General features: G+C 43.1%; 25 protein-coding genes and 1 pseudogene. 8 read left to right on the plus strand and 18 right to left on the minus strand.

Going from position 1 to position 21,841, the window contains the following annotated elements; all coding sequences use genetic code 11:
* Nucleotides 1-26: 26 nt before the first annotated feature.
* The 4 genes from aat (at nt 27) to GKD17_RS19295 (ending at nt 3,866) form a co-directional block, all read left to right on the plus strand.
* Entirely contained in the window at nt 27-680 is a 654-nt protein-coding gene (gene aat / locus GKD17_RS19280; RefSeq protein WP_007832864.1) for a leucyl/phenylalanyl-tRNA--protein transferase, read from the plus strand.
* Nucleotides 681-822: 142 nt separating this feature from the next.
* On the plus strand, nt 823-1,659 hold the full coding sequence (locus tag GKD17_RS19285) for a hypothetical protein (RefSeq protein WP_007832862.1): 837 nt from the start codon (nt 823-825) through the stop codon (nt 1,657-1,659).
* A gap of 215 nt (nt 1,660-1,874) precedes the next feature.
* Complete coding sequence (locus GKD17_RS19290; protein ID WP_007832860.1) at nt 1,875-3,167, plus strand: MATE family efflux transporter; 1,293 nt, start codon at nt 1,875-1,877, stop codon at nt 3,165-3,167.
* Between the two features lie 114 nt (nt 3,168-3,281).
* Nucleotides 3,282-3,866, plus strand: coding sequence for a hypothetical protein (locus GKD17_RS19295; RefSeq protein WP_007832859.1), 585 nt, complete (start codon nt 3,282-3,284; stop codon nt 3,864-3,866).
* 18 nt (nt 3,867-3,884) lie between these two features.
* On the opposite strand, the gene GKD17_RS19300 is transcribed toward GKD17_RS19295, so the two are convergent.
* From GKD17_RS19300 to GKD17_RS19310, 3 genes are all read right to left on the minus strand, one after another.
* The gene (locus tag GKD17_RS19300; protein ID WP_007832858.1) at nt 3,885-4,655 is read right to left on the minus strand and encodes a LuxR C-terminal-related transcriptional regulator; all 771 of its coding nucleotides are present in this window, start codon (nt 4,653-4,655) and stop codon (nt 3,885-3,887) included.
* 50 nt (nt 4,656-4,705) lie between these two features.
* Nucleotides 4,706-6,313, minus strand: coding sequence for an alpha-galactosidase D (locus GKD17_RS19305; protein WP_007832857.1), 1,608 nt, complete (start codon nt 6,311-6,313; stop codon nt 4,706-4,708).
* Between the two features lie 589 nt (nt 6,314-6,902).
* Nucleotides 6,903-7,544, minus strand: coding sequence for a hypothetical protein (locus GKD17_RS19310; protein WP_007832856.1), 642 nt, complete (start codon nt 7,542-7,544; stop codon nt 6,903-6,905).
* A 463-nt stretch (nt 7,545-8,007) separates the two neighbouring features.
* Here GKD17_RS19310 and GKD17_RS19315 point away from each other — a divergent pair, with 463 nt between their 5' ends.
* Nucleotides 8,008-8,871: a toprim domain-containing protein gene (locus GKD17_RS19315; protein ID WP_007832855.1), complete on the plus strand. Its 864-nt coding sequence runs from the start codon at nt 8,008-8,010 to the stop codon at nt 8,869-8,871.
* A gap of 100 nt (nt 8,872-8,971) precedes the next feature.
* Here the strand turns inward: GKD17_RS19315 and GKD17_RS19320 are convergent, their stop codons facing one another.
* The 3 genes from GKD17_RS19320 to GKD17_RS19330 form a co-directional block, all read right to left on the minus strand.
* On the minus strand, nt 8,972-9,751 hold the full coding sequence (locus GKD17_RS19320; RefSeq protein ID WP_007832853.1) for a DUF4121 family protein: 780 nt from the start codon (nt 9,749-9,751) through the stop codon (nt 8,972-8,974).
* A 348-nt stretch (nt 9,752-10,099) separates the two neighbouring features.
* A complete protein-coding gene (locus tag GKD17_RS19325; RefSeq protein ID WP_007832848.1) occupies nt 10,100-10,402 on the minus strand; it encodes a helix-turn-helix domain-containing protein in 303 nt (100 codons plus the stop codon).
* A complete protein-coding gene (locus tag GKD17_RS19330) occupies nt 10,399-10,692 on the minus strand; it encodes a helix-turn-helix domain-containing protein (protein ID WP_004288683.1) in 294 nt (97 codons plus the stop codon). The genes GKD17_RS19325 and GKD17_RS19330 overlap by 4 nt, the downstream gene beginning before the upstream one ends.
* A 210-nt stretch (nt 10,693-10,902) precedes the next feature.
* On the opposite strand from GKD17_RS19330, the gene GKD17_RS19335 reads away from it, so the two are divergent.
* From GKD17_RS19335 to GKD17_RS23635, 3 genes and pseudogenes are all read left to right on the plus strand, one after another.
* A complete protein-coding gene (locus GKD17_RS19335; protein ID WP_170272840.1) occupies nt 10,903-11,733 on the plus strand; it encodes a phosphoribosyltransferase in 831 nt (276 codons plus the stop codon).
* 238 nt (nt 11,734-11,971) lie between these two features.
* Nucleotides 11,972-12,265, plus strand: a complete 294-nt coding sequence (locus GKD17_RS19340) for a helix-turn-helix domain-containing protein (RefSeq protein ID WP_007832842.1) — start codon at nt 11,972-11,974, stop codon at nt 12,263-12,265.
* Nucleotides 12,266-12,294: 29 nt separating this feature from the next.
* A pseudogene (locus GKD17_RS23635) lies at nt 12,295-12,477 on the plus strand (NYN domain-containing protein); the annotation flags it as partial.
* Nucleotides 12,478-12,490: 13 nt separating this feature from the next.
* On the opposite strand, the gene GKD17_RS19345 reads toward GKD17_RS23635, so the two are convergent.
* The 12 genes from GKD17_RS19345 to GKD17_RS19400 form a co-directional block, all read right to left on the minus strand.
* The gene (locus GKD17_RS19345) at nt 12,491-12,946 is read right to left on the minus strand and encodes a hypothetical protein (protein WP_007832841.1); all 456 of its coding nucleotides are present in this window, start codon (nt 12,944-12,946) and stop codon (nt 12,491-12,493) included.
* Nucleotides 12,936-13,979, minus strand: coding sequence for a hypothetical protein (locus GKD17_RS19350; protein ID WP_032935701.1), 1,044 nt, complete (start codon nt 13,977-13,979; stop codon nt 12,936-12,938). Before GKD17_RS19350 ends, GKD17_RS19345 begins: the two co-directional genes overlap by 11 nt.
* Nucleotide 13,980: 1 nt before the next feature.
* Nucleotides 13,981-14,907, minus strand: coding sequence for a type VI secretion system tube protein TssD (tssD, locus tag GKD17_RS19355; RefSeq protein ID WP_007832832.1), 927 nt, complete (start codon nt 14,905-14,907; stop codon nt 13,981-13,983).
* Between the two features lie 159 nt (nt 14,908-15,066).
* Nucleotides 15,067-15,846, minus strand: coding sequence for a PRTRC system ThiF family protein (locus tag GKD17_RS19360; protein WP_007832830.1), 780 nt, complete (start codon nt 15,844-15,846; stop codon nt 15,067-15,069).
* On the minus strand, nt 15,843-16,544 hold the full coding sequence (locus GKD17_RS19365) for a prokaryotic E2 ligase family D protein (RefSeq protein WP_032935770.1): 702 nt from the start codon (nt 16,542-16,544) through the stop codon (nt 15,843-15,845). The genes GKD17_RS19360 and GKD17_RS19365 overlap by 4 nt, the downstream gene beginning before the upstream one ends.
* Before the next feature lie 10 nt (nt 16,545-16,554).
* Nucleotides 16,555-17,664, minus strand: coding sequence for a hypothetical protein (locus GKD17_RS19370; protein ID WP_007832828.1), 1,110 nt, complete (start codon nt 17,662-17,664; stop codon nt 16,555-16,557).
* A 34-nt stretch (nt 17,665-17,698) separates the two neighbouring features.
* On the minus strand, nt 17,699-17,920 hold the full coding sequence (locus GKD17_RS19375; RefSeq protein WP_005802570.1) for a PRTRC system protein C: 222 nt from the start codon (nt 17,918-17,920) through the stop codon (nt 17,699-17,701).
* A gap of 21 nt (nt 17,921-17,941) precedes the next feature.
* Nucleotides 17,942-18,916, minus strand: coding sequence for a PRTRC system protein E (locus GKD17_RS19380; protein WP_032935767.1), 975 nt, complete (start codon nt 18,914-18,916; stop codon nt 17,942-17,944).
* A gap of 19 nt (nt 18,917-18,935) precedes the next feature.
* Nucleotides 18,936-19,145, minus strand: coding sequence for a hypothetical protein (locus GKD17_RS19385; protein WP_005858546.1), 210 nt, complete (start codon nt 19,143-19,145; stop codon nt 18,936-18,938).
* An 18-nt stretch (nt 19,146-19,163) separates the two neighbouring features.
* Nucleotides 19,164-19,376, minus strand: coding sequence for a hypothetical protein (locus GKD17_RS19390; RefSeq protein WP_080549494.1), 213 nt, complete (start codon nt 19,374-19,376; stop codon nt 19,164-19,166).
* A 296-nt stretch (nt 19,377-19,672) separates the two neighbouring features.
* Entirely contained in the window at nt 19,673-21,445 is a 1,773-nt protein-coding gene (locus GKD17_RS19395; protein ID WP_007832816.1) for a DNA topoisomerase, read from the minus strand.
* 72 nt (nt 21,446-21,517) lie between these two features.
* Entirely contained in the window at nt 21,518-21,793 is a 276-nt protein-coding gene (locus GKD17_RS19400; RefSeq protein WP_004288697.1) for a DUF4099 domain-containing protein, read from the minus strand.
* Between the last annotated feature and the right edge of the window lie 48 nt (nt 21,794-21,841).

Below are 21,841 nucleotides of genomic sequence, written 5' to 3' on the forward strand. Positions count from 1 at the left end.
TATGAATCACACAAATAAAAAACATTATGGTCTTTCAACTAACTCAAAAACTTGTTTTCCCCGACCCTTACTATGGCGAGCCGGACGGACTATTGGCTGTGGGTGGTGACCTCTCTGTAGACCGCCTCATCCTTGCCTATTCCAATGGCATATTTCCCTGGTATGCTTTCCGTGAAAAACAGATACAATGGTGGTGTCCCCTGAAACGGTTTGTGATTTTCCCTAACGAAATTCACATTTCCCACTCCATGCGTACCCTTATGAACAAAGGACGATACGGAGTTAGTTTTAACCAGGCATTTCATGAAGTGATTCAAACTTGCGGTAATCTGCGGATGGAAGAAGCGGGAGCATGGTTGGGAGAGGATATCATGAAAGCCTACACCCGCCTGCATGAACAAGGTTTTGCAGCCAGTGTGGAAGTATGGGAAGAATCTTGCCTGGTCGGCGGGCTCTATGGAGTCACTTTGGGAAAGTGTTTTTTTGGTGAAAGTATGTTTTCTTTGGTTCCTAATGCGTCGAAACTGGCGCTTATCTATCTGGCACAAACATTTCAAGAATTGGGAGGGACCTTGATAGATTGTCAATTTGAGACACCACACTTAAAGTCAATGGGTGGAAGGTATATAGACTATGAGGAGTATATGAGGTATGTGCAGGAACCTTTCGAGTCTCTGTAAATGTCTCTTTTTTACCAATTTTGATTATCAAATCATCAGTCTGAAATAAAATATAGGATATAGAGCTAAGATTATCAAATATATTTGCTAACTTTGTTTTCGACATTACAAACAGAACTATTTACCAAGCCTCAGAAACAATATGAAAAAGAGATTCTACTGTTTGCTACTTACCTTCTTTGCTTTGTCTTGCTCCAAAGAAGAGGCCGATATGGATGGTGACAAAAATAAAGAAACAGAAAATAAAGACATAAAAATTATATTAGAAGCAGAAAAAAGTTCTCAAAACATATTTGCTCCTATTGTGTTCTACCAATCTTTTGATTTTGGTAAAGATGCACCTTGTTTAAGCGAAGTGTATGATTCCATAGTGTGGAAATCATCTCATTCCCCAAATAGTTTTAAAGTATTCAGTCATTCAAATTACGCCAGATATGTGGAAACAACATTCTTCAAATGGGCACATGTTTATTACTCACCCGGCACATACAAGACTTATCTGCTAGGTTACAAAAACAATGAAATAATCTATAGTAGTGATACAATATCCATTGATATCACAAATAAAAAAGATTTCCTAGCTTTCAATTGGAAAGACGTAACCGACTCCAGTTTTATCACAGGCTATGCAAATAATCTAGACGAATATCATCTGAGTACACAGACTCATATCCATCAAGGTATTCCATCTGTTGTGCTGTATGCTAGAAGTGAGAAATATGAAAAAGGGGGATCTATAAAAAGTAAACAGATACTGTATGACTACATAAATTCATTTTTCTCATTACCTAATTATACCGCAACCTCAGACGAATCTTTGAGAAAAGAATTCAGCACTATATTTTCATTTCAAGAAGAGAATGCCATTCCACTAAACATTTGGCTTACCCCCAAAGCTAAAATTGTACTCCTCAGAAAAGATTTCAAGGGACTAGAGAGCGAATACAAAATTTATGCCGAACCAGGAGATTTGATTTAACCTGCAAAACACAATTGTTTAACTAATGAAACATCAACTCTGTATATAGCTACATTCAACAAATAGCACTACCTCCCCAAGCTATTCAGCTATTCTGACGGATCTTAAACAAGATTCGTTACAGAGTTTTATACCCCTATTATCAATTCATACAGATTATGCACCATCCCCAAACCGATAAGTGCATAAGCATGGTGTATACATTAAGTTAAACAATGAATTATACATATAGACAAATATGGCTCATCAACTTTCCCATAATGATGAGCGTTTTAATGGAGCAATTAATCAATATTACCGATGCCGTCTTTCTGGGCCATGTCGGTGAAGTGGAACTTGGCGCATCTGCCTTAGCAGGAATATATTATCTGGTAACTTATATGCTAGGCTTCGGTTTCAGCATAGGGCTGCAAGTCATGATTGCCTGCAGGAATGGAGAACAGAACTATGCCGAGACAGGACGTACCTTCTTTCAAGGACTCTTTTTCCTTTCCGGACTAGCGCTCTCTTTATATTTGTTGATACAGGGCCTTTCCCCCTTCCTTTTGAAACAATTAATTACCTCACCGGAAATCTATCAGGCTATAACGGACTATCTGGACTGGCGCAGTTTCGGACTTTTATTTTCATTTCCCTTTCTGGCACTCCGGGCTTTTTTTGTGGGAATAACAAAGACCAGGACCTTATCTTGGTCTGCAATAGCAGCCGTACTTATCAACATCCCTTTCAATTATCTATTGATATTTACCTTAAAGTTTGGGATAGCAGGATCGGCAATAGCCTCAACGCTGGCAGAAATGGTATCTTTAATCATTCTCCTTGTCTATATGTGGAGAAAGATTGATAAAAACAAATATGGACTACAATCGGTAGTTGATGGAAAACTATTGAAAAGACTGTTTTACCTGTCCGTATGGAGCATGCTGCATTCTTTTATCAGCATGGCGCCATGGTTCCTGTTCTTCGTCGCCATCGAACATTTAGGAAAGATGGAACTGGCCGTATCCAACATTACCCGCAGCGTTTCCACCCTTTTTTTTGTGATTGTCAGTTCTTTAGGAACCACCAACAGTTCCTTGGTAAGCAATCTTGTAGGAGCTGGACAACGAAAAGGTGTTTTTCCTATCTGCCACAAAATCATCAAAATGGGATATGCCATCGGTCTTCCACTGGTAGGAATCGCATTGCTTTGTAATTATTGGATTATCAGATTTTACACCAACAATGAAACACTGGTGCAACACACTGTCCCCCCTTTCATCGTTATGCTGTTTAATTATGTATTCGCAGTGCCCGGATATGTTTACATCAGTGCTGTCACTGGAACCGGAAAGACAAAAATTGCCTTTATCTTTCAAATGGTTACCATTATGGTATATCTTCTTTATCTTTACTGGCTGAGCCACTGTATATATGCACCTCTAGCGGTATATATGACAACAGAATATCTGTTTGTCATCATGTTAGGAATACAATCTGTCATTTACTTGAAAAGGAAGCATTACTAAGTTCCTTGCCACACCCTTTCTCCCGATTCATTCCGGCAATAAATAGTTATTTATAACTATCTTCAGTTTGAAAGCTTTTCTCTACTTTTGCAAACTCACCATAAAAGATAGCGTATGAATATTTTCGACATTGCCAAACAGAATCAGGAGAAAGCCTGGCAAGTTATCAAAAACACGAACATCATCCAGATATGGGAAGATGCCGGTGCAAAAATTAATCTGGTAGGTTCACTCAGAACAGGGTTACTGATGAAACATAGGGACATTGATTTCCATATTTATTCATCACCCTTGAACCTAGCGGACAGTTTTCTGGCAATGGCCAGACTAGCAGAGAATCCGTCTATCAAAAGAATAGAATGTGCCAATCTACTGCATACCTCTGAAGCCTGTATTGAATGGCATGCATGGTATCAGAATGAAGAAAACGAACTTTGGCAGATGGATATGATTCACATCCGGGAAGGTTCACGTTATGACGGTTATTTTGAAAAGGTAGCCCAACGCATTTCGGAAATTATGACCGATGAAATACGGGAAACTATTCTAAGGTTAAAATATGAGACACCGGAAACCGAGAAGATTATCGGAGTGGAATATTATCAGGCAGTCCTCCGAGATGGGGTACGGGATTATAGCGGATTTAAGGAATGGAGAAAGCAGCATCCTATTACGGGAGTAGTGGAATGGATGCCTTAACCCGATGAAATCGGGCAATCAGCTTAACAGCCCCGACTCCTGTCCCAGGCGTATCGCCTCCAAAGAGTTGTGTACTCCCAGCTTACGCAACAGATTTTGCCGGTGAATATGGACGGTATAAATACTGATACATAATTTATCGGCAATTTCTTTGCTTAAGAATCCTCGTTGGATGAGGCGTAATATCTCCATTTCACGTCCGGTAAGACTGACAACCGGATTCATTATCACCACACCGGGTGAAAACATTTCTCCATTTCTCAGATTCAGAACAGTACATTCCACCTGTTCTGATTCTTTCTGACCGGGGGCCATACTCATATTCCCTATAATGAGCCATGCTTTTCCGTCATGGCTCTGTTCCAAAACTTGATGCCTGCTTGTTACACGCACATAGTTACCACGAGCATTGAGTATACGAAAACTATATACATTACAATAGTCATTCCGATGTTCCAAAGGCTGGTTATAAATGAACTTCCCCAGCCTGACTTGCAAGTCTTCCAATAGGGAACGATCATGCGGATGAATACGCGACTCCAGATAATCACCCTGTTTTTCCAATGTTTCTATCTTGTGCCTGTCATATCCCAACCAATCGACAAAACCCGTAGAAGCATACGCATAACATCCTTTATATACATCCACCACGAAAGAACAGCCGCCATTGATTCTAGATAACTTCCGGAGCATGGATTTATCCCGTTCCCATACTGCATAATCTATGTTTTTGCAAGACAAATGTTGCTTTGCCCACAATTCCTCACGGGTGACATCTGTTACACTCATATTCTTACTCTTTATCAAAGTAGTACTTCAAGAGGATAGATCTTCTCAGCTTACTCACTTACTTTTTTCAAAGTAAAACAGTCAATATCCGGAGCCCAGCAAAATGAACTTCCCATACGTACCTTATTATACCCTGCTTTCAAATGCACCGGAACAGTAATCGAAGCTATTTTTTGAGTTTCATCCGCCGACAGCGAATCAAGAAGAATCCTTTTTTCATTATTCACACAGACTTCCAGCTTACGGTCTGCTTTAGGCACATAGCGGATAGTCATTTCGTATTTACCGCCTTGCTCACTGTACACCTCTTTCCATTCTGCAAAATTCTCTTTTCGCCCTCCCAGATAGCTTACCTTCATGCCTCCGGATGCTTCATGTAACGGAACATATACGATGCTTTTCGGAGTCTTTCCCAAATCATTGAAACAAGGCAGATAAGCCCATTCCGCTTCATAAACAGTCGGTTCCAACCTCTTTTCGGACTCCATACGTAAAATCAGCACACTATGGGGAGGCAATTCCCGATTCAGAACACCCCCTTTTATCTCCGGTAAATCCTGCTGTTTCATCAGGTCTCGTACCTTAACTTTTCCTCCTAATTCCAAAATATTCATCGGAACTGTAAAGTTACAAATCGTGTCCGAAGGATTGTATAAAGCAACCGCACGTACATTACCACGCTTCCGTTCTATATCTTTCACCAACACATACCCTTCATTTTCATGCTGAACTACGTATGCCTGTAATCCTAAAGGGTCTTGGTTCAAAGCTATCAGTTCTTTATTTTTCAACAGTTTTAATGACGCCTCCGGAATGGTTGTCAGATCACATCCTATCAACAAAGGTGAACTCATGATGCACCACATTCCAAAATGCACCTCTTCCTCTTCAGGCTTTAGCCCCCGGCCTATTTCCAACATATCCATATCATTATAATGACCTTCTCCCGCATAGGCAGACAGATAAAGATTTTTATTGATAATATACTTTACTGATCCCCACTCCGGACGGATATCCGCACTGATTCGCCATGAACGAGCAATGTTTCTAGCCCAAGTACCCGGGAAAGCCCATCGACAGATATTAATAGAAACATGTCCGCAACCCAGATTATCTATAGCCTGACGAATCTCTGTATATCGCTTTTCCTCTTCCAAATTCAATTCCTGACCGGCTCCGCAATAATCAATTTTGATAAAATCAAATCCCCACTCTTTAAAATACAACGTGGCATCCTGAAATTCATGTCCATACAAACCGGAACCTATTCCGTTCATATCTTTATCCCAGATAGAACCACAAGTATTGCTTCCCGCATCCGAATAAATGCCGGCTTTTAATCCTAAAGAATGAATATGATCAGCCACCCCCTTCAATCCGTTCGGAAAACGTTCGGGATGTGTTTGCATCACTCCTCTTTCATCCCGCCATCCAAAAAAACCGTCATCTACATTCACATAGGAATAGCCCACTTCTTTCAACCCTTTCTGCACCATAGCATCCGCTTGTCTTATTATTAAGGTGTCATTGATATGAACCCGATAGGTATTCCATGAGCTCCACCCCATAATAGGAGATTCAAAAACTGTCGTATTTTGGGCGAATATGCCGGAACATAGACCAAAAGCTAAAGTCAAAAACAAATTTCTCATATTCATTAATTCTCATTTTTTACTTAAAGAAATCATCAAGAAGGTATATCTTATGATCCTAATGGTTAACAGGAAAATAAAATCAGTTTTATCATGTAGAGAGCAAAGATAACGAAAAACTCTTACCCCACCATATACTATCCCGGAATTTTTCGGCAGGCAGGATAGTGGCCATCATAATCCGGGAATTAGTTGAACTTTAAATATAAGCCAAACTGACAAATATCTAAAAATACTGATAGGAAAGATATAAAAGAAAGCAGGTAATTACATATGTAATTACCTGCCTAATGCGCTTTTAAGTAAAGTTATGTACTTTCTTTGGTGGTGCCACCAGGAATCGAACCTTTTGCTTCGGTTTATTCTAACTCCTTGAGTGACTGTACCTTTTTGCTTTATCTTTTATGAAAACCATTGAATTGGCCTTACGCTAAATTCATTGTTTTTCTTTACTAATCTGACAGAATTTGTCTCTTTGACACTGCAAATATAATACACAGGTTCGATTTCTGCAAATATTTTCATTCCTTTTAATTATAGTTTTCAACAAGAGAAAAAAAATAAAAACATGTGCTTAATTAAATGCATTAAGAATTTATTTATTGTTTGGGGTGTTGACTTTAAAGTTGGAAATTTTGCTTCGCAAATCATTAGAAAGATATACCCCTTGAATCTTTATTTTGCATGAATAAACCAAAAGCACTAAAAGAGCAAAAATACAAATGACGACTATTTCACTAGGCGCCAAAAAGTTTGGAACTGACTTGGGCATGAAGGCACCTGCAAAGAGATCTACTAAACATAAGATTATAGCTCCCACCTTTCCTAAAGCACTCTTTACCTTTCTTGATTTTTGTATCTCTATATCGCTTACAATTTGTGCAATCACAGTATTATTGGTTTTCATTGCATATTCTTTCAACGTAAATATCGAAACTTCTTCATTATTAAATAGAAAAATATAATTCCCAATTAAGGGTACTGCTAGTGTACATAATGCAAAGAGGATACAAGTAAAAAATTTCACAGTCCAAATACAGACAATACCTAATATTACGAATGGAATCAGGTTTATTAGAGTTAAATCCTGAAACGTAATTCCAGGTTCTTTTTGGGGACAACACACACCTAAATACAAATCTGTAAACACCAATAGAATAAGGACATTTGTCCATATATCCGTATCATAAATCTTGTGGTTGTCAAATAACGCAATCAAATCTTTCATGTTGTTCATAAATACTTTTTTAAATTAATAGTTTATAGTAAAGCGGCAGTCAACATTTTAAATTTCCACTGTATTTTATACAGAAAAGAAACAGGGCTATTGGTTATCAATATCCTAAAACCTTATTCGATATAATGTCTACAGATTATACCATTCAAATATATTATGTGTTATTGGATTTTACAAATATACAGATACTATTCAGAATGTCATAACTTCTCCATAAATATTATTTTGTACAGTTTTGTTTTACTTATAATTCATGCCTTTATCATACTTTGCGGCATTGCTGCATGAAGGAGGTGTGCATGCCAAAACAGAAAAGTTTTTGAGCCATTCATGTAAAAAGGATATACAGGATGTCATCTGATGACTTTTAATGACATCTGATGACACTGCTTTTTATGTTTCGGATATAAAGCGGTTCTTTGTCGTGTATTAATAGTGAACTAACCCTTGAAAATGAGATGCCATGAACATACAAGAAGCAAAGAACATCAGGCTTGTTGATTTTTTAGCCGGATTCGGATACAAGCCGGTAATACAGCGTGGGAACAGCGTATGGTACAAATCGCCCTTCAGGACGGAAAAGGAGTCCTCTTTCAAGGTTGACCTCCATAAGGAACTGTGGTATGATTTCGGTCTGGGGAAGGGAGGGGACATTATAACGTTGGCCAAGGAGATTTATCGGACACAAGATATAGGTTATGTACTACAGTGTATTGAGGATAAAAGAGCCGTACTGAAACCGGTTACTGTTTCCTGTCCGTTTGAAAAGGCATATCCCGCCTTTCAAGATCTGAAAATCATTCCTCTTGCCAACCGGATACTGCTTACTTATCTGAAGGAACGGTGCATCGATCTGGAAACTGCCCGAAAAATATGCAGGGAAGCCCATTTTAAACGGAATGGGAAGAATTATTTTGCCATCGCTTTCCCTAATATTTCCGGAGGGTACGAAATCAGGAACAGGTATTTCAAGGCTTGTATTGCTCCCAAGGACATCAGTCGCATCATTAGCACGCCGGAAAGCAGGATTTGCTATATTTTTGAGGGGTTTATGGATTTTCTGTCTTTCAGACCGGCTTTTCCATCTTTGGAAGAGGGGGATTATATAGTGTTGAATTCTGTCAGTAACTTACAGAAGGCTTTTTCTTTCCTTTCACAATATGACGGCATCCGTTGCTGTCTGGATAATGATACCGCCGGGAAAAATGCGGTGCAGGCACTAAAGGACAAATACGGAATCCGTTTATGCGATTTTTCGCATGAATATTCCGGATATAAGGATCTGAATGAATATTTGTGCGGGAAGAACAATCTGCTCCATATCTAATAGAAGTTTTGAAAAGACTGCCTTATGATATACCCTTGTTTCCTTCCTGTCATATGTGGCAGAAGAAAACAAGGGTGATTTTTCATGTGGCGATACTATGTTAATAGTAGAATGTGGTCAGATGCGTTTTATGGTCTTTTACAATCTTTACTTCATGCATCTGTCCGTATATCTCACGCATGGATACCGGACAATCCATCTTTTCCCATTCTTCCGGGGAAATCCTCATGTCGGAATGCCTGAAACACAGCATGACCATTTCCTGAGAATCCTCTTCTGCGAATATGCTACCTTCATGGTCGTTGACAAACTGTTTGAGTCCATCCTCATCCTTGCAGGATATTTCTCCGACGTACATATCCTCGCCCGGCCGGGTGTTTTTGCGAATATGGATTTTGAACCATTCCCGGCTTTCCGGCTGTTCAGGTGCGCCACACTCCCACAGGGCTATTTTCGCATCGTAGTAAACCTCCCCGTTTTCACATGCTCCGTAATGGCCCCAATGCTTGAAACGGCTGGTAGTCCATGCCTTGAACCTTACATCGCCTGCCTTTACCAACAGACACTCACCGCCATGCATATCGCATTTGATACCCTCTTTGTCACGGGACACGAATGGAACACAGGAAAAATCCCGGAGTATAATGTTATCTCCATATACGGCATCTATAAAGAACAGCCGGGAACGCTCACCATAACCGGAAACAAAGAACAGGTTGTCTCCTGTTCGTGGATACCGGCTGGAGCGTGTCTTTTCGATGTGTTCCACCATGGTATTCACTTTATCTATATCTTCCTGTACAAGTCCGTGTATCCGATCATACCAGTAGTTCAGGCGGATGAAAGTTTCTTTGCTATACTTGTTTGTTGTCTGAATCATAATTTTCTTATTTTGTGATTAAACATTTCCGGCTTTGGCAAAGCCGGTATTTCTATCTCTTACATGTCAGACATTTGTCTTTTGCTCTGATAGTGCAAGGCTTGGCGAAAAAATACCGCAGCGAAGCGAGGATGATTTTTTCAGCCAACCAGTCCGAAGGACCGCCTTGCGCATCAGAAGCAAAAGGCTACCTTTACATGTAAGAAATAGAAATGCTGACCGATATATGATTCCAAAATAAAAAAACTTATAATCTGCCGGTTCTGTAATAAGAAAGCCATGAAACCCTCTCTTTTTATTGTTTCCATGACTTTCTTATGTTTATGTCGTGATACTTGGAAACGGGTATTACCAATGATCAAATGTTTCCACCCTGTTTTTTTCCAACAGAACAAGAATGTCCTTTTCCTTATATAATAATTTGCCTCCTACTTTGTAATAGGGCAACCTGCCGTTCATTCTGTAATCAGCCAGCGTCCTTCGTGTCAGCTTCAATTTCTCCGCCAACTCGCTGTCGGTAATGTAACGCTCTCCGTTCAGGACCGGACGAAGGCTTTTTTCCTGATCATCCAGCATTTTGGACAGGGTGCTTATGTTCCGAAAAAAACGTATAATCTCAGGGCTTTCTTTAGTCAGTATGAATTGAGTCATAAGGATTCGGGGGTTACATGGTGAATACTGTTTTCCAAATAACGTATAATATCCTGACGCCTGTAATATACCTTGCGGTCTATATGGCTGTAAGGGATAATCCTGCTTCTCCGAAGTTGCAACAGCTTTCGGGGCGAGACATTCATAAGCATACACGCTTCCTGGTTATCAATCCAGTCATCCATACTACAGATGCCTCCTCCGCATGTTTCACGCATTTTCTTTTCAACGGCTTCCAAAGCCTCATTCATTTCCATGAATGCCTTAGCTTCGATACATACAAACTCCATAAACTCTGCTTTTTTTGTCCGGCACGAAAATACGGGAAGTAAAAGTCGTGGGCAAAAGGATGTCATCAAACGGCATCAGATGTCATCAGATGTCAGAGACCGCTCTGTTTGGGGAAGCAAAGTAAAAGAATGGCTAAAAGTCTGTTTCTTTACCGGAAAAACAGTATTTTTATCCCGGACAATCTGTCCGAAAATAAAAAAACAGGAAATATGGAACTGATAATCAATGCAACATTATTACTAGCGGCTATCGTTCTCTGGATATACGGACAATACTGGAGAAAAAAGTGCGGCAAGGTGCTATGCCAATATGCAGCAGCCTACGATGAGCGGGAAGACAGGGAGAAACCGCTACGTCAAGCCATCATAGCAGGAAATCCTCATGCACCGCTGCTATATGCGCTGACTTGTCCTGAGCTGTTTGATAAAGTCCGTCCGTTGCGATTGTTCTCATTCGGGAGCATTCGCTGCGTGTTTGCCGGCTATTATTTTCCCAAACGCTTTGAAAGTTGGCTTTGTGATGACCAGTTGGCATTCGTGCAAAAAGTATATGATTTCAAGGATGGAAAAGACAGCTGTACGGAATATTTTTCACAAGCATTCCTGCTTCTTTCCACTGATGAGGATATTACTGCCATGTTTATGCCGTGCAGCACATCAGACCGCTATTACAGACGTTTCTCAGGTATTGCCAGTTTTCTGGAAACGCATGGCTATGTCCGTTCAGGACTGGATTTAATATGCATTACGGAAAGCAGGGAGTGTAAACACGCCTCAGAAAAACGCTCTGAAATAAATACCGCCAACTATATGATGTCAAACGATCTGTACGGAAAGCGCGTGGTGATTGTCGATGATTTGCTGACCAGCGGATCCAGCCTGATGGAATACGCCCATAATCTGGAAAGGGCCGGTGCCAAAGTGGAAGGTGCTGTATTTCTTGCCCGTACCTTTCAGATGTCTTCGCCGGCAAAAGTAAAACGCCTGGTATGGAAACGCCATCTATCAGTCCTGATCCGGAGAAGGTCTGACGACCTGTAAATTGTAAAGTTTACATTCGGATTTTACAATTTTACACCTCGAATTTTTACATTTCAATTTCCCCTATACTATTTTTATATCTGTATTTTATTGATTTGCAGCATTATATAATTCCCCGTCCAATATAAACGGATAATGTGGCATACATTTTTCACTGAACATGGCATATACTCTTGAAAGTGCGCACAAGAAAAGGGTATTCCAGTAATAACCTTTAAAAAGACAGGAGAAAATTGCCATGATGTATATAGACAATGAAGTGCTTGAAAAAATGATAATGACCATAGTGGAAGGTTTTGACCGTATAGAAAAGAAACTGGACAGGATGGGACGCGTGAAGGACTGCCTGAACGGAGACGAGCTTTTGGACAACTATGACATTGCCAAACTGCTAAACGTGTCATTGCGGACAGTCGCCCGTTACAGGGAAAAAGGGCTGATCCGTTATTACCAGACGGACGATAACGGGAAAAACTTCTACAGAAGCTCGGAAATACAGGAGTTTTTACAGAAACGTGGGAAAAAAAGATAAGAGCGTGAATGCCATCCCTGAAAAGTTATGCTACTGACAGCAAAGAAGAAGCTTCCCTTTCCCTAATCGGCGGTACTTTGAAAAGAATGATGCCAAAATTAATGGTCATAAGATATAGGTGAAAAACATTGGGCAAACTTTATGAAAAGCTGAACCGATATGAGCAGGTCATGACAGACAAATGGGCAAGTGCCGTGCAGCTGAAAAGCTGAACGGCACTACCAATCATGGTATCTCTATATTCATTTTCTTCATATACGCTGTATCCAGCTCAGCACCTTTCCAGTTTATGTCGGGAGGGAACTGTTTCCATCCGTCTTTGGGAGGGGATAATACCCATTTAGGAACAACTGTTTTTACAACAATTCCTGCTCCATGCATTTTTGTTGAATATTTAATAAGTAGTCTATCTTCCTCAAGATTATAATTGCTTAGAGTTGCTCTTGTGTAAGTATTATAGCTGTTTCCATTTACTTCATAAGAAAAATCATATTGTATTTTGGGATTTTTTCCTACCAGAAAATTGGTATCTTTATACTTGGCAATAGTATAACGTACATTTTGAGAATTATAAAAGTAATATTTATCAGAAAAATAGACGTAAATAATATTTCCAGCTAGTAAAATACCTGCTATTATCCAACAATTATCCTTTATCCAATTTATATACTTATTTCCCATTTGTTTCTTTATTATTAGTTTTTGGAAAAATAATATCAATCTTGCTCTGAAAATATTCTTGGGTTAATGAAGTCCCCAATTTTATAGCCCCTTGATCTAAGATCTCCCCAAATCTCAATCCTCGATAGACCGTTTGCATTGCTGTCTCTGTTAAATGTGGAATTTGGGTTGCCGTATTCAGTCCTACTGAAAGAATTATTTCTCTTTTGTTCTGTATCTCAAAAGGAATCTTACTTTCCACTTTTCCGAAAGCATATCCCAATCCCCAATTTATAAGAAATTTTTCAGCTGAGATTGAATCAAAAACACTTTCTTGCTTTTCTATACTGTAATCAAAGGCTGCTGATATAGCAGAACTAAAACCAAGAGGTAGTCCTAACGCATTAGCACCTACTTCAACAAAATTAATCTCTCTTACTGCCTTTTTTCCTGCTTCTCTAAAACCCATATCTTTAAAATATGCATTATAAATAACATTAGTACCATACTGCCAAGAAGCATTACCCACTCCTTCCTTCAGTATCATTTTCAGTGTTGTATGTTTTGGGTACAGCATTTTTGCTGTAATGTTTGACAATGTATGCTGTCCTGGAGCATTTCTCATTATGGCATTTGAAATTGTACGCACTCCTTTAGTGCCAATATCTTTCATAGCTGCTGTCAGCCGTGATGTCAAGGCTGCATTATGGGAAACAGAACTTCCCCATAATCTGCCACCAACCTTTCCCAAGGAAGTAAAACCGAGTGAAGCTCCTGCGGTGGATATGGCGGAAATAATCCCTGCTGCCGTCAAAGCGGCTTGAACAAACTGTTGACTGGCTTCTTCCCTTGCCGCATTGAAAGCCAGATTAAAATAAAACTGTTCTTCCTCTAATGAAGTGGCATTTTTCATACATTTTCTAAACAATGCAGGATTATGGTGAAGCACCATACCCAATTGCCTGCGCATCCATCCCGGCATTTTACCTTTCACTACCACTTCCGGCAGCTGGAAGTGGTATTCATTCTTGTCATTTGTATTCTTATGTTCCATATCACTCTTCTGCCCATTTACCATTATTGAAATCTATATTTCCGAACTTCAGGAACTCTGGTGTGAAAATCATTTCCAAAAGGATTCCATCGGTTGCAGTTGATACGGACTTTTTATAGCTTATACAATATGCGTTCTCAAAACGAATGGAAAGAACGGCACTGGACAGCCCGTCAGGATTCCTGAAAATGATGTAACCGGAGTGTTGCTGCTTGTATTTATACATAGCCCAATGGTTGAACAGAAAATTTGAAGGATGGTTCAGTGATATGGAAAACAATCCTCCTTTCTCTTCCCATGCGGGTTCTCCTTTGTGATTCACACGTTGCATAAATTCTATGGAGAAAGAGTCCAGACTATACGAATTCAGTTCTCTGTCCCCGTCAATCTCCATAAATGCCTTGATACATGGGTCAACAACAATGGGAATTGCCTTGTCTGCATTATAGGTCGAGTTGAATATGGTTGCTGTCCGTTGCGGTTTATCCCGACTTTCCTGCCATTCATAAAACAGAGAGTCCGAGCCTAATGTAACATCTTCACCTTGCAATGTGAGTATGGTTGTGACAAGACCTTGTTTGCCAAACCCTTCATAAGAAAACTTCATTGCAATACAGGCAACATTTAGTAATTGCAATGTCTCTTCGGGTATTCTTGTTTCCGAAAGGTCCAAGACCTCCAGCTGCACATTCAACCTTTCTTCACTTCCAAGAATCCATTTATGAAGATATTGGGGAGGAAATCCCCTGAATGCAACGGTAACCATACCGCCAATGATAGGAGTGGAAGGTTTTCCGTTATCGCTGATCCCTCTGTCGAAAGAGTATTCCATGCTTTCCACCTCAAAGACATCCGTGAAGAAAGGCACACCGTCAGAATTTGTATTATAAATGCTGCCTGTTCTCATTATTGTTTTGTATCCAGCCATAAACCACAATTTTGTTTCGTTTGCAAGTAATGAAAAATAAGGGATAATTCCAAAAACTATACAAAAATAGTTTCACATATATACAAGAAAGTGAGGGAAATATAAAAAAGGCAGTTTCCCTTTGTCTGCCCAGACAATAGGAAAACGCCTTTTTGTGTTCTATACCGGGATGGGGTTTACCCGTAACGTGTCAAGATTGAGATAGGCTCCCCGGTAGAACGTTCTTCCTTCCCTGAGCATGCGCCACAGGACGTCGCATCCGATTTGTGCCAACATGGAATTGATGAAGAGATCCTGCTTTTGCAATGCCTCCGTCAGCGAGCAGCTCGGTCCCGAATCCTTCTCCCTGATGGTGGAATAAGGAACTTCCTCCGTTATGACGTTCATCTTGGGTATAGGCAGGTATTCAGTGGAGGAGGGCTGCGGTATCTTGCTTTTGACATTTCCTATCAGTACTTGTCCGGTGGTCTGGGCATTGCCGAAATCCATCCAGTATATCGGTGATTTCTCGTCATCGTATGAACGTTCCCTATGCTTTTTCAAAAAACGCCACAGACCGGTCCGTGAACGGGTGGTGTCCGTGCAGGTGATGATGATATTCGCCAAAACGGAATCTGATGTTCCTGACGGATAGCATTGCCCTTTTGCCTCCCATGAAAAGCCGAAAAAGCGGTTGATACGGGTTACAAGTGCCACCGCCTTGTTCAGTCCGAGCTCGGATTCGCTGAACAACTGGCGTCCGATGTTCGCTTCCGTGACAGTATCGGGGTCAAAAACCGTCACGTGCAGGCCCGGATGTCCGAGTGCCTGCAATGCGATACTCATCCTTGCCAGATTGGTGGCCACCTGCGATCCGGTTCCGCCTGCACCGATTATGAAAACGGTTACGGGATGGTGGGGATTGAGCAGGTATCTGTCTGTATAATGAATCTTTTTCATACCAATAAGTCTTTAAGTTGTCTGTCCATAGGTTTCAATTCGTTATAGTCAAACGGATTGGTCCGTGCCTTTTCCGTCACCGAAACCAGATTGCTTTCGGTGGGATTCCTGCTTCCTCCCAAATGGGAAAATTCACTGAGCCAGAAGCGTTTTTCCCAATGCTCAAGGAGTTTTGAGAAAGTCATGTTTTCCGGAGGAGTCAACGAGGCATTTCCCAGACAGACACTGCTTCCCGTTACATTGAAAAACGGGGCAAGGAAAAGCGGGCTGTCTTCTGCCGGTGCTTCTCCCTTATAGGCAAAAATTTCCAGTCTGTCACCGGAAACCCTGTAAATGACACCGGGTACATGGAATGTCCCGTCCGGAATATTCAGCCTTTCGGAAAAGAACATCTGCCGTTTTCCCGGAGGATTGTACCAGATGTACCTCTCGTGTCCCTTGCGTGTATCGCACCACAGCATATTGGCGGGGATTTTCCCATGCGGTACATCCTGCCGGTTATCCGTATAGTATTCCACAAGGGAGTCCATAAATTCATACGTAACGGGGACGGCAGCCTCCATCCGGCCTCTGTCGTTGATCGGATGCAGTTCGAGATAATATGTCCCGTGTCCATAGCGGCCATCACTGTATTCGTAAGCAATCAGTGCCGCTTTGGGAACCATCACCTGTTGAAGTTTCTTAGTCAGTTCATTCATTTCATTCGTTTTAAAAGTTGTCATCAATATAGTCTGTAAAACGCACCAACCATCTGGAAAGCCTTTCCGGATAGTCATCCATCTGAAAAAGACAGTCCGTTTCCGGTGTCAGTAGCTTGTAAGTGACCGGAGTAAGGGCATAGACCTCCCGGTAGTCCGAATTCATATACTCCTTGACACACTCCGTCAGCGTATCACCAGTAGAATAGACCAGCATGACCTGGCTTTCCATTCCCACCGGGGGAAAATCGCATTCCTCTTCATAAGCCCAATCGTACTGGTAGCCTGTCAGGACCGGGCTTTCCGGAGTAATCAATGCCATGCCGTCCTCTATCAGTTCCAACAGCTTCAGCTCTTTTTCCTTTTTTGTCCGGTAATTCCGCACAGCCTCTTCCAAAGACTTGCAGAACGGTTTGCCCGACATCCGTCTGAGTGCTTTCATCCGTTTTCCAGACTGATAGGAATCCGCCAGTCGTCTGTTCGCCCTGATTTCCTTCGGGGAAGCATCGGAATCCCGGTTTCCCCAGTCTTCCAGCTCTTCTATGGCAAAGTCATAATAAAATGTCTCGGTAACATCGTACAGCCCGTGATGCCGGACAAATTGCCGGATGAATTCCCTGACAATGTCCTTCAATGGTACCGGAAGCCGTTCCGTAAAATCAACCGGAATCCAGAACAAAGCAGGTTCCGGCCAGTCGTGATGGCGGAACAGACAGAAATGCAGCCTTCCGCTTTTCTTTTCCAGATTGATACACTCCGGTACACACTCTTCCATAACTCTGTACAACTCGGTAATATTCAGGCGGGGGCACCCCCCTTTCCTGTATCGGAAAGGGAGTTTTATGCCCATAAGTTCCGCATATCTTGATGCCGACCGGTAGAGATAGTCAAAATTTTCCGGAGTCGTGAGATTGACCGGAGAATCATTATCCATATCCTGATGCCAATAATCCGGTGCAAGGGGTGTGATTCTACCGGTCAGAAAAGCATTGTGCTTCCCGGTGGCGGAAGTATCCTTCTTTTCCGTTCCGAGGTTCCCCTTCGGATGTGGGACGAACTTACTGAGAGAATAATCAGCCGTGCCAGTCCATCCTTGGCTTGTTCTGAAAGCTGTCTGCATGTTTCCTTATCCTTTTTTTTCTTGTTCATATCGCTTACCCTTTCACTCCGATGGTTGTCTTGAAGCGGTAAACCGCCTTGTCGTCCTCCCACTCAGGACCATGTACCGTTGCCGTGGTCAGTTCAGGGTAGGTCATGGAATAGAAGTCCATCACCTCGTTTACGGACAGTTCGCTGTTCGGATCATCCAACACGAGCTCCATGGAGTCCTTCTTAAATTTGAATACTCTCTGTAATCCTTTGATTTCAAGTGCCATATTATTTTTCTTTTATAGGGTTTAACAATATACCATATCCATTTGTGCCATATCCGTCATGCGGCATTCCTTCGGAAAGTCCGGATATTCCGCATAAGGGTCCTCCCTGAGCAGCTCCCGGTCATCCTCGTAATCCTTGTCGAAGTTATACATTGCAGCCTCCTGCACCGTTGCATACTGTGACGGAGCCGGTTGTTGTATCCAGCGATTGTCCGCCAATTGCGGTTGCGGCACCTGTACCGGTTGATGGAACTGGATGTCTTGCGGTTGTGGAGCAGCCTGCTGAGGAACCGGTTGCGGTGCAGGTTGCCTATATTGTACGGGCTGGACTTGCGGCTGTGCAACGGGTTGCGGAGCCGGGGCAGGCTGTTCGGGCATGAACATCGGAACTTGCTCTCCGCTCCGGTATTGTGGCGTCGGGGCTGCCATCAGTTGTGGAGCCGATTGCTGCAAGGATGGCTGTGGAGCAGTTACCGGCGGCTGTACCATGTCGAACAGACTTCCCTCGGATGCCTTCTTCTGCACTTCCGCCATTTTTTTGTCAATGTCCGTCTGTTTGTCCGGCTGTGCCAGTACCTTAGCCTGCCTGAGCCAGGTCAATGCTTCGGAATAATGCTTTCCTGCCGTGGCATCCTCAGCTTTCTTCAGCAGTTTTTCCATCTTTTCCCGTTTTTCACGGGCTTCCTTGGACTCCTTTTCCACCGTAGGCTTGGAGGTTTTGCTTTGTGAAACCGCCTGCTCTGCCTGCTTCTCGAACGATTCCAGGTTGGTAAGGATACCTTGCGCTTTCTGTACGGGTGCACCGACAGCCTGCAGGAATCCTGCATCCAGTTCTTCCGGCGTACCGTTCAGGATGAGCGGGACAATGCGTTCGCCGGCCTTTACTCCCGACCGTCTGGGAACGACGGCTACCGTCAGATTGTCGTTTACCCGTCTGATGTTGATACTCAGGTCTGTGCCTGTCGTAATCATTTGGTTGATTGCTTGAAAAAACATAATGGTAAAATTTAAAATGTTATACATAAGTTTCCTTGAAAAAATCCTTCAGGATTCTCTGCCTGTCCGGATTCGAGGCGATGCCTTTCAACGGTTCCAGATAGTAGCCGATACGTCTGGGTCCGTCTGTCGTACAGGGAGGCTGTCTTTTGACAGGTGTTGTCCGGTTTGTGGCAGGCCATGCAGCCGGCATGACCGGAGCCGAGGAGGTAAATGTGTAAGTTCTCATATCTTCTGCATTTAATGATTATACAAGTATGCCCATGACAATCAGGACAAGGATTGTTTTCAAGACAAAGGTGAATGTCCTGAAGGCGAGACGGACCAGTGTTCCGGACATAAGGAACAGGACAGACAGGTACACGGGAATGACGCCCTTGCAGTAAAGCAGGCATATTCCTGTAAGCAGAACCAGTGCGACCACTTGCCTGCAGATGTTTTCGATGAGTTTCAGTTTCATGTCTTTAAATTTTTAAGAATGAATAATCCCATCGGGATATGTTTTCCCGATTTTATAGGCCTCCGGCCCTTGGATTGCCTTTTTGCGCAAGGCTTGGCAAAAGAAAATACCGCAGCGAAGCAAGGATGATTTTCTTTTAGCCGACCAGCCCCTGAAAGGGGCCGCCTTGCGGCAAAAACGAGGCAATCCAAGACCTTTGCCGCTTAAAAGCGGAAAAACGTATCTTGTACATATATAAAAAAGAGGCACAGACCCCAGTCTGCACCTCTTCTGTTCCGTACCTTCCGCCCGGCCGTCTATATGGAACCATGCGGCCGTTCATCTTCCGAAAGTTTCCGGAAAATCTCACCGGTAACCTCATTTACCGTTTCCAATACGCCATCCAGAAATTCTTTCTGTGTGAGTTCTCCCCGTTCAATCCGTGCCAGCTCCGCTTCCCAGCCGGAGGTGAGGGAGGCGTCAGCCACTTTCATTCCGCGTACCGTTTCATATAAAAGAAGACCTTTTGGGGTCGGGATAATGTATTTGCCCGAATACCGGATATATTTACGCTCCAGAAGCGTACGGATGATATTCGTGCGCGTGGATGCGGTTCCCAGACCGGTCTTGTCCATATAGTCCGCCAGTTCCTCATCCGTATAAGGGGCAGCGGGCAGCGATTTCCTGTGTATAAGGCTGCATCCCGTTACCGGCAGCTTCTCCTCCCGAAAAAGTTCAGGGGATACGGGACAGAGGTCGTTGTCTTCCGCGACAAGCCGTTCCCTATGAAAGATACCGAGCCACCCCGCTTCCAAAATGCGGTATGTACGGATTCGGAACTTGCGTGCGGCACAGACCGCTTCAACTGTCGTATATTCCACCTTGCAGGGCGGCATGAACGTTTCAAGCATCCTGCCGACAACAAGGGTGTAAACCAGCCTTTCCTCCCTGTCCAGTTCCCCCGGCTGTATGCCGGTGATGACAATGGCATGATGCTCCGCCGTGTCCTGATTTCCGGTTACGCCTTTCCTTGCAGCAAGGTCGATCATACCGGCATATTGACGGAATTCCTTGCCGGACAGCAGCTTTTCCATAACCGGAGGCAACATGCCATACACATCTTCGGGCAGCAGACGGCTGGAAGTGCGCGGGCAGGAGATCAGTTTTTTCTCATACAGGCTTTGGGTAATTTCCTGCACCCGTATGGCTGTCAGGTTATGGTAACGGTTCGCATCCTTCTGAAGCCCGGTCAGGTTATAAAGGGCAGGTGCGGTGATTTCCTCAGTCCGGCTGTTGACCGCCGTGATACGGGCATATCCTGCCGCCTTGCAGTCCTCGTAAAGTTCCAGGGCATCCCGGCGGTTGCAGAAATCTTCCACATGCCGCATCTTTATTATCTTCCCGTTCTTGCAGAGGCTGACGAATACGGGCCAGCTGTCTGCAGGAATGTGATTTTCCCTTTCCCTGTACCGTCCGCTTATTGCTGCCAATACAGGGGTCTGTACCCTTCCAAGCGAGTTGTTCCCGAAACCGACCGCCTTGCAGACGGCATAGCTCGAATTGACTCCAAGAAGCCAGTCGGCCTTGTTGCGGCTGTCTGCCGCCAAAAACAAGTTGTCGAACAGGCTGCAGGGACGAAGGTTTTCCATTCCTTTGGCAATGGCTTCGTCCGTCAAGGAGGAGATCCACAGGCGGAGGCAAGGTTTCCTGCATCCCAAAAAACGATAAAGATACCGGAACAGCATTTCCCCCTCGCGGGAAGCGTCGGTTGCCGCAACAATGGTGTCACACGCATCGAACACCCCGGCTATCACCTTCAACTGGAGCACCGCATTGATGTCGGGATTCCATCCCGTGTCCGTCTTTACATGCCGTACCGTCAGAAAAGGAGGCGGCAGCAGGGGGAAGTTCTCCCGCTCCACCCATGCCGTACCGGTATCTTTCGGCATCGCCAGGGAAAGCATGTTGCCGTATGTCCATGTTACCATGTATCCGTTTCCGCTCATATATCCGTTCTCTTTTCTGTCAGCTCCCAAAACCCTTGCTATCTCTCTGCCCACATTGGGCTTGTCAGTCACTATCGCTATCATATTCTTTTTCCTTTTGATGTTCCGTACCGTCAGGAACGGCACGGAACGTGAGTTATACTTATTGTTTCCCGGTCAAACTGCCGCCTCCTCCTTCTGACGGAGACCGTTTATTTCCATAACCGGCCTGCCGTTGCCGTCGGGTACCAGCTTCAGCGTGGCATCCATTGTCAGGCTGAGGACCGAAATATGGAGTTTCAGCGGAACGATGCCCGTTTCCTTTCCTTGCAGCAACAGTTCCATGTTGCCTTCCGCTTCCAGTTGTTTCTTACTGATACCTGCGGCCTTCAGACCGTCCCAGTCGATATCTTCCGTCTTATAAATATGACGGGTATTCTGATCCGTATTCATACGATTCGTTTTTTTTAGGTTTGTATGATTGATTCTGTTTCTCTCCGG

Source organism: Phocaeicola dorei (genome assembly GCF_013009555.1).
Classification (GTDB): domain Bacteria; phylum Bacteroidota; class Bacteroidia; order Bacteroidales; family Bacteroidaceae; genus Phocaeicola; species Phocaeicola dorei.